The organism is Cupriavidus sp. 2SB, assembly GCF_005503625.1.
Lineage (GTDB): Bacteria > Pseudomonadota > Gammaproteobacteria > Burkholderiales > Burkholderiaceae > Cupriavidus.
On the sequence record NZ_SCMX01000055.1, the window covers coordinates 16,453 to 28,746 of the forward strand.

General features: G+C 65.8%; 13 protein-coding genes. 5 read left to right on the plus strand and 8 right to left on the minus strand.

Annotated elements, in window-relative coordinates; translation table 11 throughout:
- The first annotated feature begins 39 nt into the window (after positions 1 to 39).
- Genes cobT through cobC form a run of 3 tightly spaced genes read left to right on the plus strand, consistent with a single transcriptional unit; the run spans position 40 to position 2,454 of the window.
- The gene (gene cobT, locus FFS21_RS22405) at positions 40 to 1,104 is read left to right on the plus strand and encodes a nicotinate-nucleotide--dimethylbenzimidazole phosphoribosyltransferase (protein ID WP_137926929.1); all 1,065 of its coding nucleotides are present in this window, start codon (positions 40 to 42) and stop codon (positions 1,102 to 1,104) included.
- A gap of 7 nt (positions 1,105 to 1,111) precedes the next feature.
- Complete coding sequence (locus FFS21_RS22410; RefSeq protein ID WP_137926930.1) at positions 1,112 to 1,888, plus strand: adenosylcobinamide-GDP ribazoletransferase; 777 nt, start codon at positions 1,112 to 1,114, stop codon at positions 1,886 to 1,888.
- Positions 1,873 to 2,454: an alpha-ribazole phosphatase family protein gene (gene cobC / locus FFS21_RS22415; protein WP_137926931.1), complete on the plus strand. Its 582-nt coding sequence runs from the start codon at positions 1,873 to 1,875 to the stop codon at positions 2,452 to 2,454. The genes FFS21_RS22410 and cobC overlap by 16 nt, the downstream gene beginning before the upstream one ends.
- Before the next feature lie 169 nt (positions 2,455 to 2,623).
- On the opposite strand, the gene FFS21_RS22420 is transcribed toward cobC, so the two are convergent.
- Genes FFS21_RS22420 through cobU form a run of 4 tightly spaced genes read right to left on the minus strand, consistent with a single transcriptional unit; the run spans position 2,624 to position 6,249 of the window.
- Complete coding sequence (locus tag FFS21_RS22420; RefSeq protein ID WP_137926932.1) at positions 2,624 to 3,520, minus strand: cobalamin-binding protein; 897 nt, start codon at positions 3,518 to 3,520, stop codon at positions 2,624 to 2,626.
- The gene (gene cobD / locus FFS21_RS22425) at positions 3,510 to 4,541 is read right to left on the minus strand and encodes a threonine-phosphate decarboxylase CobD (RefSeq protein ID WP_137926933.1); all 1,032 of its coding nucleotides are present in this window, start codon (positions 4,539 to 4,541) and stop codon (positions 3,510 to 3,512) included. Before cobD ends, FFS21_RS22420 begins: the two co-directional genes overlap by 11 nt.
- Positions 4,538 to 5,503: an adenosylcobinamide-phosphate synthase CbiB gene (cbiB, locus tag FFS21_RS22430; RefSeq protein ID WP_137926934.1), complete on the minus strand. Its 966-nt coding sequence runs from the start codon at positions 5,501 to 5,503 to the stop codon at positions 4,538 to 4,540. Before cbiB ends, cobD begins: the two co-directional genes overlap by 4 nt.
- Positions 5,500 to 6,249 (minus strand): bifunctional adenosylcobinamide kinase/adenosylcobinamide-phosphate guanylyltransferase, encoded by a 750-nt coding sequence (cobU, locus tag FFS21_RS22435; RefSeq protein WP_137926935.1) that lies wholly within the window; start codon positions 6,247 to 6,249, stop codon positions 5,500 to 5,502. The genes cbiB and cobU overlap by 4 nt, the downstream gene beginning before the upstream one ends.
- A 105-nt stretch (positions 6,250 to 6,354) precedes the next feature.
- Here cobU and FFS21_RS22440 point away from each other — a divergent pair, with 105 nt between their 5' ends.
- Positions 6,355 to 7,893: a cobyric acid synthase gene (locus tag FFS21_RS22440; protein ID WP_249359562.1), complete on the plus strand. Its 1,539-nt coding sequence runs from the start codon at positions 6,355 to 6,357 to the stop codon at positions 7,891 to 7,893.
- Positions 7,894 to 7,905: 12 nt separating this feature from the next.
- On the opposite strand, the gene FFS21_RS22445 is transcribed toward FFS21_RS22440, so the two are convergent.
- Positions 7,906 to 8,460, minus strand: coding sequence for a GNAT family N-acetyltransferase (locus FFS21_RS22445; RefSeq protein WP_171020471.1), 555 nt, complete (start codon positions 8,458 to 8,460; stop codon positions 7,906 to 7,908).
- Between the two features lie 202 nt (positions 8,461 to 8,662).
- Here FFS21_RS22445 and FFS21_RS22450 point away from each other — a divergent pair, with 202 nt between their 5' ends.
- Positions 8,663 to 9,871, plus strand: coding sequence for a PepSY-associated TM helix domain-containing protein (locus tag FFS21_RS22450; RefSeq protein ID WP_137926937.1), 1,209 nt, complete (start codon positions 8,663 to 8,665; stop codon positions 9,869 to 9,871).
- 111 nt (positions 9,872 to 9,982) lie between these two features.
- Here the strand turns inward: FFS21_RS22450 and panC are convergent, their stop codons facing one another.
- From panC to FFS21_RS22465, 3 genes are all read right to left on the minus strand, one after another.
- Positions 9,983 to 10,825 (minus strand): pantoate--beta-alanine ligase, encoded by an 843-nt coding sequence (gene panC, locus FFS21_RS22455; protein WP_137926938.1) that lies wholly within the window; start codon positions 10,823 to 10,825, stop codon positions 9,983 to 9,985.
- A gap of 170 nt (positions 10,826 to 10,995) precedes the next feature.
- Entirely contained in the window at positions 10,996 to 11,901 is a 906-nt protein-coding gene (locus FFS21_RS22460) for a segregation and condensation protein A (protein ID WP_137926939.1), read from the minus strand.
- Positions 11,902 to 11,938: 37 nt separating this feature from the next.
- Positions 11,939 to 12,130 carry a DUF3460 family protein gene (locus FFS21_RS22465; RefSeq protein WP_137926940.1) on the minus strand — a complete coding sequence of 64 codons (192 nt, stop codon included), beginning with the start codon at positions 12,128 to 12,130 and terminating at the stop codon, positions 11,939 to 11,941.
- Between the last annotated feature and the right edge of the window lie 164 nt (positions 12,131 to 12,294).

The window sequence follows — 12,294 nt, forward strand, 5'->3', positions numbered from 1 at the left end:
GCTTCGCCTTCCTGGCGTTTTCCAAAAGATTTGAAACATATGACCCATTTCCCCGACTACGCCCTGACACTGCCGCCCATCGATGCGCCCGACGAAGCGGTGCGCGCGACGCTGCAGGCAGCTATCGACGACAAGACCAAGCCGCTGGGTTCGCTCGGACGGCTGGAAGCGCTGGCGCTGCAGATCGGCATGATCCGTGGCGGCACGACGCCTGAACTGACGCGGCCTGCAGTGATCGTGTTTGCTGGCGACCACGGTGTGGCTGACGCGGGTGTCAGTGCCTACCCGGCCGAGGTCACGGCACAGATGGTGCTGAACTTCCTGAACGGTGGCGCGGCGATCAATGTGTTCACGCGGCTGCACGGGCTGGCGCTGGAAGTGGTGGATGTTGGCGTGCGTGCGCCGCTGCCAGCATCGCCGGGACTGGTCAACTGCCGCGTGGCCAATGGCACGCGCAACTTTGTCGAGCAGGCCGCGATGACGCCCGCCGAGACCGGCGCGGCCATCAATGCCGGTATCGTCCGCGTGCTGCGTCATGCGCAGCTGGGTACCAACGTGATCGGATTCGGCGAGATGGGTATCGCCAATACGTCTGCGGCGGCTTGCGTGATGAGCCGTCTGACGGGGTTGCCGCTGGAAGCGTGCACAGGGCGTGGCACCGGGCTCGACGACGCAGGCGTCACGCGCAAGCGCGAGATTCTGGCGTGTGCGCTGGCACAGCATCCCGACGTCACGGCGCCGCTCGATGTGTTGGCGACGTTCGGTGGTTTCGAGATCGCGGCGATGGTGGGTGCGTTCCTTGCTGCCGCCGCAAGCCGCATGGTGATACTGGTTGATGGATTCATCGCTTCGGCGGCGCTGCTGGTGGCCGCGCGCATCGATCCGAACGTGTTGCACTACTGCGTGTACTCGCATTGTTCGCACGAGCAAGGGCACCGCGCGCTGTTGGCCGAGTTCGGTGGTGAACCGCTGCTCGCACTCGACCTGCGGCTGGGCGAGGGCACCGGCGCCGCGCTGGCGTGGCCGCTCGTGGCATCGGCTGCCGCATTCCTGCGCGAGATGGCGACGTTCAGCGGCGCAGGCGTGACCAACAAATCGGCATAACAGACAGATGGCCGACGAACTCCGCTTCTTCCTGACCGCCCTCGGCTACTTCACGCGCGTGCCGCTGCCGCAGCGGGTGGCCGGATGGGTGGGGTTCGCACCGCACTATCTCAACGCCGCCGCGCGTTACTTTCCGCTGGTAGGACTGCTGGTGGGATTGGTCGCTGCTTTGGTGACGTGGGGCGCGTGGCAGTTGTGGACGCCGTCAGTGGCTATCGTGCTGGGCATGGCTGCGACGCTGCTGCTGACAGGCGCATTCCACGAAGACGGGCTGGCCGATTGCGTCGATGCATTCGGTGGTGGCTATCGCACCGAGGACGTGCTGCGGATCATGCACGATTCGCGCGTTGGCGCATTTGGTGCCATCGCCATCGTGGTGGCACTGCTGCTCAAGTGGCAATTGCTGGTAGCGGTGGGTGAGGGTGGCGGCATCGTGAGGCTGCTGGCCGTGTTGATCGTTGCGCATGGCGCGAGCCGCGCGATGGCGATCACGTTCCTCGCCACGCATGAATATGTGCGGCCCGAAGGCAAGGCCAAGCCCGTCGCGCAGCGTCTGGCGGGCAAGGGGTTGGTGTTTGCGCTGGCATGTGGCGTGTTGCCGCTGCTGTGGGTGTCGCCGCTGTTCGGGGGCGTGGCGCTGATCGCGCTGGCTGTGCTGCGCACAGTGCTAGGCGCGTACTTCGTGCGACGCATCGGCGGTTATACGGGCGATTGCCTGGGCATGGCCCAGCAACTCGCGGAACTGACGATCTACCTCGTGGCGGCCGCATGGAAGTGGTACTGATCCGCCATGCACAGCCGGCAGTTGATCCCGGCATCTGCTATGGCAGCCTGGAACTGGCACTGATGGAGCCGATGCAGCCGGCGGCATCGCTGATCGTTGGAGGCATGGGCACGCCGGTTGGCATCATCACCAGTCCTGCAGCGCGAGCACGCGACACGGCTTCGGCCCTGCGGGCCTGTCTGCCGACGCAACCGCCGTGCGAAATCGAACCGCGTCTGCGCGAGATGGATTTTGGAAGTTGGGAAGGCCAACGCTGGGACGCCATCCCGCGCGAGGCGCTGGACCTCTGGGCAGGCAATCTCATGACCGCTCGACCCCACGGTGGCGAAACCCCTGCCGAGATGCTGGAGCGAGTGGGAAGCTGGGCGGATTCGCTCGATACGCAATCTGACGCGCGCCTCTGGGTGGTCAGCCACGCGGGCACCATGCGCATGCTCGCCGCGCACTGGCTGGGCGTGCCGCTGTCGCAAACCCTGCAGTGGTCGCTGGGATTTGGCGCGACGTGCAAGTTTGTGCTGGAGAGGGGAGGGGTCAGGTTGGGGTGGTGGAATCGGGTGGTGACGTAGCTGGCTTCCCGCTGGTTTTCTCCCCTCTCCCGCTCGCGGGAGAGGGGCGGGGGTGAGGGCAAGCGGTTCTGCACCGACAAGTCGAAGATTGCACCGCTGTGCCCTCACCCCCAACCCCTCTCCCACTGTGTGGGAGAGGGGAGCTAAAACAACAGCGGGAGAGAAACACCTAACTCCGCCGCGACCTCGCCACCTCCAGATCCTTGCAGATCTCCGCCGCCCCCTTCACCACCCGTGGCCCGGCGCGATTCACCAGGTCGCCGTCGATGATGAACAGGTTGTTGCGCGCAACCGCCGTGACCTGCTTCCACTTTTCCCACATCGAGAAATCCGCGAGTGGCTTGTCCGGGCGGGTGGCGCCCATGCCCGCTGTCAGCATGACTTCGGGATTGCCGGCCACGACCGATTCCACCGATACCGTGGGCACTAGCGGGGTTTCCTTCGCAAACAGATTGCGGCCACCGCACAGGGTCAGCAGGTCGCTGATCAGATGCTCGCCGTTGAGCGTCATCAGCGGCTGCTGCCAGACCTGATAGAACACGGTCACGGGTGGACGCGCGGCGTAGGTCTTGCGCAGCGTCTCCACCTGCTGCCGGAAATCGGCGGCGGCACGGTTGGCTACGGTCTCGGTGCCCATCAGCGCGCCGAGCTTCTCGATGTTCTGGGGAATCGATTCGAGCTTGCGGGGTTCGCTGAAGAACAGTGGCATGCCGAGTGCGCGCAGGCGGTCGGTCTGCTTCTGCGCATTGCCATGGCGCCAGACCACGATCAGGTCCGGCTTCAGTGCGGCGATGCGTTCAAGGTCCAGCGACTTGTTGTCACCCACGCGCGGGATGTCCCGCGCTTGCGGTGGATAGTCGCTGTAGCTCACGGTGCCGACGATGCGGTCACCGCCGCCTGCCGCGTAGATCAATTCGGTCACATGCGGTGCCAGCGAGACGATGCGGCGCGCCGGAGCGTTGAGCGTGACGGGCTGGCCGCTGTCGTCGGTGATGGTGATGGCCGCGTGGGCGGAGCCGAGCGTAAGGCACGCTGCGGCGATCAGGAAAGCAAATCTAGTAGCCATCTGGGTTCATGACTTGGGACAGGGTATCGAATGCCTTGGAAATCTGCGCCCAGGCGCGTGGGGAGCCGGGCGGCAGTCCGAAGCGAAGGCCGGGCGGGGAGCCGCCTGCCGCCGGGAAGTAGCGCGTCCAGACCTGATCTGCGGCGAGAACAGTCTGTATCCATTCAGCATCGGGATGCGGCACCCAGCAGAACAGCGAATGGCGCACGGGCTCGAAGCCGCACTCGACCAGGAACTGGCGCAATTTTTCCGAGCGATGGATCAACTGTGCGCGCGTGATCGATTCCCACGACACATCGTCCAGCACGATTCGTGCGACGGCGCGGGCCGGGCCGGACACCGTCCAGTGACCGAGCACTTCGGACAGCGCCGTCAGCAGCGCAGGCGCAGCGAGCACGAATCCGCAACGCACACCGGCCAGCCCGAAGAACTTGCCGATGGAGCGCAGCACGACGAGCCCCTTCAGATGACTGTGCGGTGCAATGGTCTGGTCGGGCGTGCAGTCCATGAACGCCTCGTCCACGAGCAGCGTGCCGCCACGTTTCGCAAGGTCCGCATGCCACTGCAGCAGTGTCTCGGGCGGCAGTTGCCGTGCAGTCGGGTTGTTCGGATTGACGACGACCAGATGGTCGAGCGATGCGCCAAGATCGTCGCGCAGGAAATCGGCTTCGTCGAGCAGCACAACCTCGTGCCCTGCGCGGGCGAATGCCGGGGCGTATTCGCTATAGCCGAGCGCGGCAACGCCTACGCGTCCACGCTTGAGCAGCGTGGGCAGCGCGCGGATGGCCGCTTGCGAACCCGCCACGGGTAATGCGTGTTTGGCATCGTAGTAATGCGCGGCGAATGCGGCGAGGCCGTCTTCATCCTCGGGCAGTCGTTGCCACGCAGAGGCGGGGAGCTGCGGCACGGGATAGCCGTCGGGATTGATGCCGGTGGAGAGATCGACCCAGTATTGGGCGCGACCTCCATACTCCTTCATCGCACGCTGGAGATCCCCGCCGTGTCGAATGGTGTTCGTCATGATGTCGTTATCAGGCTGGTCAGTGGCACGCTCAACATCGCCACACCGAGCCACAGCCACAGCGTGCGTTGCACGAGCCGCAGGCACGCATGCACATGCGTGGCCGCCGGTGTCGCGCCGATGCCGAGCGGCGGTCGTTCTTCCCATTCGCCGTGGTAGCGCGCGCCGCCACCGAGCGCCACGCCCACGGCGCCGGCGCCCGACGCCATCACGGGGCCGGCGTTCGGGCTTGACCATCCGGGTGCCTGCGTACGCCAGCAGCGCAGTGCTTGCGCCGTGGCGCCGAGCAGTGCGTAGGACAGCGCGGTGAGCCGGGCCGGTATCAGGTTAAGCAGATCGTCTATGCGGGCGGCGGCCCAGCCGAACATTTCCCAGCGCGGCGTGCGATAGCCCCACATCGCGTCGAGCGTGTTGGCGAGGCGGAACACGATCACGGCCGGCGCGCCACCCACGAGAAACCAGAACAGCGCGCCGAAGATCGCGTCGTTGCCGTTCTCAAGGGCGGATTCGCAGGCCGCGCGCGCCAGCGCCTCGGTGTCGGCATCGGCGGTATCGCGCGAGACGATACGCGCGGTCAGCGTGCGGGCGGTGGGCAGGTCATCGCGATCCAGCGCATCGGCAATCGGCGCGATGTGTTGCGCGAGACTCTGCGCGCCCAGCGCGAAGTAGAGTGCCACGGCGTTCAATATCCACGCGAGCAGGGGATGCACGGCGTTGGCCCGCGCGACAATCCACCACGCCAGGGCGGCAGGTCCCAGCACGATCAAAGTCCACGCAAACAATCCGGCAAGTCGTTGTCGAGGCGCGCTGCGTGCGGGACGATTCAGGGCATTGGCGACGGCGGTGGCCACGCGACCAAATCCGACGAGCGGATGCCAGCGGCGTGGCTCGCCAAGCCAGCGGTCCAGCAGCACGCCGGCGAGTGCGGCCGCCACGCAGGCGGCCCAGGACAACATGATCATCGCGCGTGATTGCCGCGGGCAGGGGAAGTGGGGGAGGCAGGATCTTTGACGGCCACCGGGATGCCGGCTACGAGCAGGCGCACGCGATCGGCGGCGGCGGCCAGCTTCTGGTTCAGGCGTCCCAGCTCATCGACATAGAAGCGCGTGATGGCACCCATCGGCACCACGCCGAAGCCGATCTCGTTCGAGACTAGGATCACGTGGCCGGGCAGCATCGGCAGCGCGGTCATCAGCGCGTCGATTTCCTCGGTGAACGCAGGCGGCGGCGTGATGACGCCGTGGTCGGGATACTCGCGGCCATCGCCGAAGATCAGGTTGTTCAACCACAGCGTTACGCAATCCACGAGGATGCAGCCATCGTGCCGCGCGTGGGCGTAGAGCGCGTCCGCCAGATGGACCGGCTCCTCGACGAGCGTCCAGTCAGCCGGACGACGCGCGCGATGCAGTGCGATGCGCAACTCCATCTCCTCGTCGGCGGGTTCGGCATCGTGGCGCGCGGTGGCGATGTACGTGACCGGCCCGCGCATCAGGGCGGCGTGGTCGGTGGCAAGCTGCTCGGCGAAATGGCTTTTGCCCGAGCGCGCGCCGCCTAGTACCAGCGTCAGTTCGCGCGCCGGCCCCGGGTTGGACGACTGTGGTTGCGCGGCGGTCTCGGTGACCGGATCGCTGGCCGTGGCGGCGCCTGCCGCAGCCGGTTCGGCGGCAGCCGTGATATTGAGCGCCTGAGGGGGGGCCTGGGTGTTCATCCGGCGTATTGTAGCCGTCGCATCGCGCCGCCGCATGCACGGAACTTGCAGGCTGGCGATCCATTTCGCCACGCCGTAAGCCGGGGCTGCTGCGATAATCTCGCGATGCGAAACGATCCCGCCGCCAACTTCCCGATTCCCGATGCCGCGCGTGCCCTGCGCGGCACGCTGATGGTCCAGGGCACCACATCCGATGCCGGCAAAAGCACCATCGTGGCCGGACTGTGCCGCGTACTGGCGCGTGCCGGGGTGCCGGTGGCGCCGTTCAAGCCGCAGAACATGGCGCTCAACAGCGCGGTGACCGTCGACGGCGGGGAGATTGGCCGTGCGCAGGCGCTGCAGGCGCAGGCGGCCGGGCTGGCACCGCATACCGACATGAATCCCGTACTGCTCAAGCCGAGCAGCGACATCGGCGCTCAGGTCATCATTCACGGCCGTGCCCGTATGGACCTCGACGCACGCGCGTATCACGCCTACAAGCCGCAGGCGATGGCGGCGGTGCTGGAAAGCCATGCGCGGCTGACCGGGGCCTACAACGTGGTGATGGTGGAGGGCGCGGGAAGCCCCGCCGAAGTGAATCTGCGCGACCGCGACATCGCCAATATGGGTTTCGCGGAGCGCGTGGATTGTCCGGTCGTGATCGTGGCAGATATCGACCGGGGCGGCGTGTTTGCCCATCTGGTGGGCACGCTCGATTGCCTGTCCGAATCCGAACGGGCGCGCGTGACGGGGTTCATCATCAACCGCTTCCGGGGCGATATCGCGCTGCTGCAACCGGGGCTGGACTGGCTGACTGCGCGCACGGGCAAGCCGGTGTTCGGCGTGCTGCCCTACCTGCACGGCCTGCACCTCGATGCGGAAGACGCCATTGCCAGCGGGCAGGTGGCGCGTGGCGATGGCGATGCCGAGGTGCTGCGCGTGATCGTGCCCGTGCTGCCGCGTATTTCGAACCATACGGATTTCGATGCGCTGCGCGCGCATCCGCAGGTGGACCTGCGTTTCATCGGACCCGGCATGCCGATTCCGCCTGCGGACCTGGTGATCCTGCCCGGCAGCAAGAGCGTACGGGCCGACCTGGCATTCCTGCGCGAGAATGGGTGGGATCGCGCCTTGCAGCGGCACTTGCGCTATGGCGGCAAGCTGGCGGGGATCTGCGGTGGCATGCAGATGCTGGGTCGCCTGATCCACGATCCCGATGGACGCGAAGGTCCGGCGGGCACGAGCGAAGGGCTTGGGCTGCTGGACTTCGAAACGACGTTGGCGTCTGACAAGCAGCTGCGGCGGGTCAGCGGGCGGCTGGCGCTGATGGAGGGCGAGGGCGCGGCTGTGCAAGGCTACGAGATCCACCTCGGCGTGACCGTCGGCGCCGCGCTCGATCGTCCTGCGCTTTGGCTGGACGATGGCAATGGCGGCAACCGTGCCGACGGCGCGGTGTCCGCCGACAACCAGGTGCTGGCTACCTATTGCCACGGCCTCTTCGACCAGCCGGATGGATGCGGTGCGCTACTGCGCTGGGCCGGGCTGGCGCATGCCGAAGGGGTGGACCTCGATGCACTGCGCGAGGCATCGATCGAGCGGCTGGCCGATAGCATGGCCGCCAACCTCGACCTTGGCGCGATGTTCGCGCCGCTGGTGCAGCCTTAACGGGACAGGTCGTCAGGGTCCCGGCGCAAGCCGGCTGACCAGCGCGTCCACATCCTCCCAGGTCACGCGGCGCACGGCCACCATGAAGTCGGTGCCGGGAAACGGGTCGTTGAACATGTCCGATTCCACGCCGCCGAGCCGACGATAAAACTCGCGCGCCTGGACATTGCCATCGAGCACGTAGAGAAACAGCGCCTTGCCCGGCCACTGGCTGGCCGCGCGGCAAGCGCAATGGGACATCAGCGTCTTGCCGTAGCCACGTCCGTGATACTGCTGCATCACATGAAGGTTGTCGACGTAGATGCCATAGCCGGGTTCGGCAAGCGGCATCAGGCATGAGAAGCCAGCCGGCTGGCCGTCCACGCGCAGGATCGTGACTTCGATGGGCGCTTCGGCACCGTCCAGCATGCGGGCACGCCAGGTGGCCAGGCGTTCGTTCACGGCGTGGACGTCAAGGTATTCGTTGGGAATCAGGCCGGCGTAGGCATGGCGCCAGCTATCCGCGTGCATCGAGGCCAGCAGGTCGGCATCGGCCGACGTGGCAGGAACCAGTTCAATCAGGGGCATGACGGAGGCGCGCAACGCGCCGGATAGAGGAATCAGGGGGCGAAGCCGATCTTAACAATGCACTGTTAGAATCGCGAATTCTTCGCATTTGCATTTGCGCGCTGGCGCACAGATGCGACGCCGAATGCCCTCAAAAAAGGGCGCTGCAGGGGGCAACCGGCCTCAGCGGCCAGAAAAACGCCTTTCAACAATTGCCCTCGCCATGGTCTCCGGCCGACTTCGCACCGTACTCCGCAAGCTACACCTTTACATCGGGCTGGTCTTCGGACTGCTGTTCATCATGCTGGGCCTGACCGGTACGGCGATTTCCTGGCGTGACGAACTCGACAGGTGGCTCAACCCCGATCTGCTGCAGGCTGTTTCCGCCACGCGCATTCCCGTGGGCGCGGCCACCGTGGAAACGGTGACCGCGAGACTGCTGGCCGATCCCAAGTACGGCAAGCCGAACCTGCTGATGCTGCCGGTGGACGAGCATGACGTGTTCATCGCCTATTACCCCATCCATGGCGAACAGGCGGCGGTGGGACGCTCGCGGCAGGTCATGATCGATCCCATCACGCTGGCCGTGAAGGGCGAGCGGCTCTGGGGCGTGCCGGGGCTTTCGCGCCCGCAGTTGCTGCCGACGATGTTCCATCTTCACCGTTACCTGCTGTCGGGCGATACCGGCAAGACGATCATCGGCGTGACCGGGATGATGCTGCTGTTGTCGGTCCTGCTGGGCATTGCGCTGTGGTGGCCCAAGGCCACCCAGCGTGCTTGGAAGCAGGCGGTGCGGATTACCCACGGTGGTTCGTGGTCGCGGTTCAACTATTCGTTCCACCGCGCCGCCGGGATTTTCGTGGCGCCGGTGCTGGCCATCACCGCGTTTTCGGGCTGGTATCTGAACCTGCCGAAATGGGTCACGCCGATCATCGCAAGCGTGGCCACGGTGAGTCCCCAGGTGAAGCACCAGTCCGAGACACCGCCGCCCGGCACCCGCGCAATCACCCCGGCCCAGGCCATGACCGCCGCGCAGCAGCAGTTTCCCGACGCACTGGTGACGCGCGTGGGCCTGCCGCGCAAACCTGGCGATGCGTATGAGGTGCGCCTGCGGCAGAACGCCGAGATCCAGGGCGGCAGCGGCGCTACGCGCCTGTGGCTCGACGCCTATACCGGCCGCCCGCTTGGCGTGCGCGACCCGCTCAATGGCGCGTCCGGCGATACGCTGATCAGCTGGCTCTTTCCGCTCCACACCGGCGAAGCGTTCGGCAGCTACGGCCGTGCGTTCATCACCGTGTTCGGCTTGATGCCGCTGGCGTTTGCCGTGACGGGAGTGCTGATCTGGTGGAAACGCCGCAGCGGACATCGGCGGCATCTGGAGAGGGAGCGGGGGAGAATTGTTCCCCTCTCCCGCGGGCGGGAGAGGGGTTAGGGGAGAGGGCCGGAGGGTCTGCTTGCCGACCGCTCGCAATTTGCACGGCTGGCCCTCTCCCCCGCCCCTCTCCCACTTCGCGGGAGAGGGGAGCAAACAAGCTGGAGCGAGTTAGATCTCGAGGTTATCAATCAACCGCGTATTCCCCAGCTTCGCGGCCGTCAGCACCACCAGCGGTTCTCCTGCCGCGAATTCCTCGCGCGTCGGAGGTTGCAGGTTGTCCTGCTTGCGGATCGACACATAGTCAGCCTGCCAGCCACGGCCCTGAAGCTTCGCCAGCGCATCGGCTTCCACCTTGAGCAGGTCCACATTGCCGTTGCCGAGCACGGTGTCGCGCACTTCGTGCAGTGTCTTGTAGAGGATGGGGGCCTCGGCGCGTTCGGCTTCGGTCAGGTAGCGGTTGCGTGACGATAGCGCCAGGCCGTCTTCCGCACGAATGGTCTCGGCCGGGATGATGTCCACGGGCAAGGCGAACTGCTTGGCCATGCGGCGCACGATCATCAACTGCTGGTAGTCCTTCTTGCCGAACACGGCCACGCGCGGCTGCACGCAGCAGAACAGTTTCATGACCACGGTGCAGACGCCCTTGAAGAAGCCGGGGCGGAACTCGCCTTCCAGGATATCGCCCAGATCATGCGGCGGATCGACGCGGTATTCCTGCGGCACCGGGTACATGTCGCGCTCGGTCGGGGCAAAGAGTACGTAGACGCCTTCGCTCTGCAGCTTCTCGATATCGTCCTGCAGCGTGCGCGGGTACTTGTCGAAATCCTCGTTCGGGCCGAACTGCAGCCGGTTGACGAAGATCGACGCTACCACCGGGTCGCCGTGCTGGCGCGCCAGACGCATCAACGACAGGTGGCCCTCATGCAGGTTGCCCATGGTGGGAACGAATGCCACGCGGTTCTGGCCGCGCAACTGGTCCCGTAGCGCCTCGATCGAAGAAATGACTTTCATGAATGTGGTGAGCGGTCGTGGTAGGAGCGTCCCGGCCGCCGTGCTTCGGGGCGGGGCCGGGTATGCCGGACTCTCATGTGGGTGCGTGGGCCGGCTGTCGGCGGATTGTAGAGCATCCGCGCCGGTTCAGGCCTGGGGATGGGCCTCGGTACGTCCGCCAGGCGGGACAGTCAGGCCGGCGTGTACGCCAATCGCACATAAACCGGTGCGAACGGCTCGGCCTGGGTGATTTCCACAAGCGACTCGCGCGACAGTTCGAGCATGGCGATGAAGTTGACCACCACCACGGGCACGCCCTTGCCGGAACGGATGGCGTCCTCGAACAGCTCGGTGAATTCCATGAACCTTGCGTGTTGCAGCCGCCGCAGGATCTGGCTCATGTGCTCGCGCACGGAGAGTTCCTCGCGCGAGATCTTGTGATGCTGGTTCAGCTTGGCACGCTTGAGCACATCGGCCCAGGCGGCCTTCAGGTCCACGGTTTCCACATCGGGAAAGCGCGGTGCCAGGCTCTGCTCGATGTAGACCTGCGAGCGAAGGAAATCGCGGCCCAGTTGCGGCACGGTGTCCAGCCGCTGTGCGGCCAGCTTCATCTGCTCGTATTCCAGCAGGCGGCGCACCAGTTCGGCGCGCGGGTCCTCGGCCTCGTCGTCGCTGTCCGCCTTCTTGACCGGCAGCAGCATGCGCGACTTGATCTCGATAAGCATCGCCGCCATCAGCAGGTACTCGGCCGCCAGTTCCAGATTGGTCTTGCGAATCTGGTCAACGTACGAAAGGTACTGACGCGTCACCTGGGCCATCGGAATGTCCAGGACGTTGAAGTTTTGCTTGCGGATCAGGTACAGCAGCAGGTCGAGCGGACCTTCGAAGGCTTCGAGGAAGATCTCCAGCGCGTCCGGCGGGATATAGAGATCCTGCGGAAGCTTGAACAGCGGCTCGCCATACAGGCGCGCGAACGCCATGCCGTCGATCATGTCGGCGGGATTGGCGGCGCTGCCCATGGGGGCCACGCTGGGCAGTTCCACCGGCAGGCTCAGCTTGTCCTGCGGGTGCTGCTCCAGCGGATCGCTCGATGGCATGCGGGGAGAGGGCGAGGGACTGACCGGCGCGGGCCGATCAGTTGTCCGACGAGTAGACGTAAGGCTTCTGGGCCACGCGCGATTCGTCGGCGCGGGCGCGTTCCTCGAGGTCGATCGGCGCCTTGTCCCACAGCAGGTTGCGGCCCTGGCGCTGCTCCGCCTCCAGGGCAGGGCGTTCCTGCTTGAGCGTCTTCAGGAACTGGGTGATATCCGATTCGTACATGGCCATGGCGAAACCTGAGCCCTTTCCGGGCGGCGTTGGGGGTAACGGGGCGAGATTTTACCGTATCGGCGCGGCCACCCGCCGTGGCGGCCAATGAATCTTTATTTTTGCGGACGGGAATGGCGTGTCGTCGCCGACGGTGTGGTCAAATAGCGACTTGTTTCTGGACC

What these genes read in the sequence shown, in the direction of transcription:
- cbiB (WP_137926934.1), bottom strand. Translation starts at nt 5,503, where the DNA reads ATGATCATGTTGTCCTGGGCCGCCTGCGTGGCGGCCGCACTCGCCGGC.
- FFS21_RS22420 (WP_137926932.1), bottom strand. Translation starts at nt 3,520, where the DNA reads ATGGCTACTAGATTTGCTTTCCTGATCGCCGCAGCGTGCCTTACGCTC.
- cobD (WP_137926933.1), bottom strand. Translation starts at nt 4,541, where the DNA reads ATGACGAACACCATTCGACACGGCGGGGATCTCCAGCGTGCGATGAAG.
- cobU (WP_137926935.1), bottom strand. Translation starts at nt 6,249, where the DNA reads ATGAACACCCAGGCCCCCCCTCAGGCGCTCAATATCACGGCTGCCGCC.
- cobC (WP_137926931.1), top strand. Translation starts at nt 1,873, where the DNA reads ATGGAAGTGGTACTGATCCGCCATGCACAGCCGGCAGTTGATCCCGGC.
- FFS21_RS22450 (WP_137926937.1), top strand. Translation starts at nt 8,663, where the DNA reads ATGGTCTCCGGCCGACTTCGCACCGTACTCCGCAAGCTACACCTTTAC.
- FFS21_RS22410 (WP_137926930.1), top strand. Translation starts at nt 1,112, where the DNA reads ATGGCCGACGAACTCCGCTTCTTCCTGACCGCCCTCGGCTACTTCACG.
- FFS21_RS22460 (WP_137926939.1), bottom strand. Translation starts at nt 11,901, where the DNA reads ATGCCATCGAGCGATCCGCTGGAGCAGCACCCGCAGGACAAGCTGAGC.
- panC (WP_137926938.1), bottom strand. Translation starts at nt 10,825, where the DNA reads ATGAAAGTCATTTCTTCGATCGAGGCGCTACGGGACCAGTTGCGCGGC.
- FFS21_RS22445 (WP_171020471.1), bottom strand. Translation starts at nt 8,460, where the DNA reads ATGCCCCTGATTGAACTGGTTCCTGCCACGTCGGCCGATGCCGACCTG.
- FFS21_RS22440 (WP_249359562.1), top strand. Translation starts at nt 6,355, where the DNA reads ATGCGAAACGATCCCGCCGCCAACTTCCCGATTCCCGATGCCGCGCGT.
- FFS21_RS22465 (WP_137926940.1), bottom strand. Translation starts at nt 12,130, where the DNA reads ATGGCCATGTACGAATCGGATATCACCCAGTTCCTGAAGACGCTCAAG.
- cobT (WP_137926929.1), top strand. Translation starts at nt 40, where the DNA reads ATGACCCATTTCCCCGACTACGCCCTGACACTGCCGCCCATCGATGCG.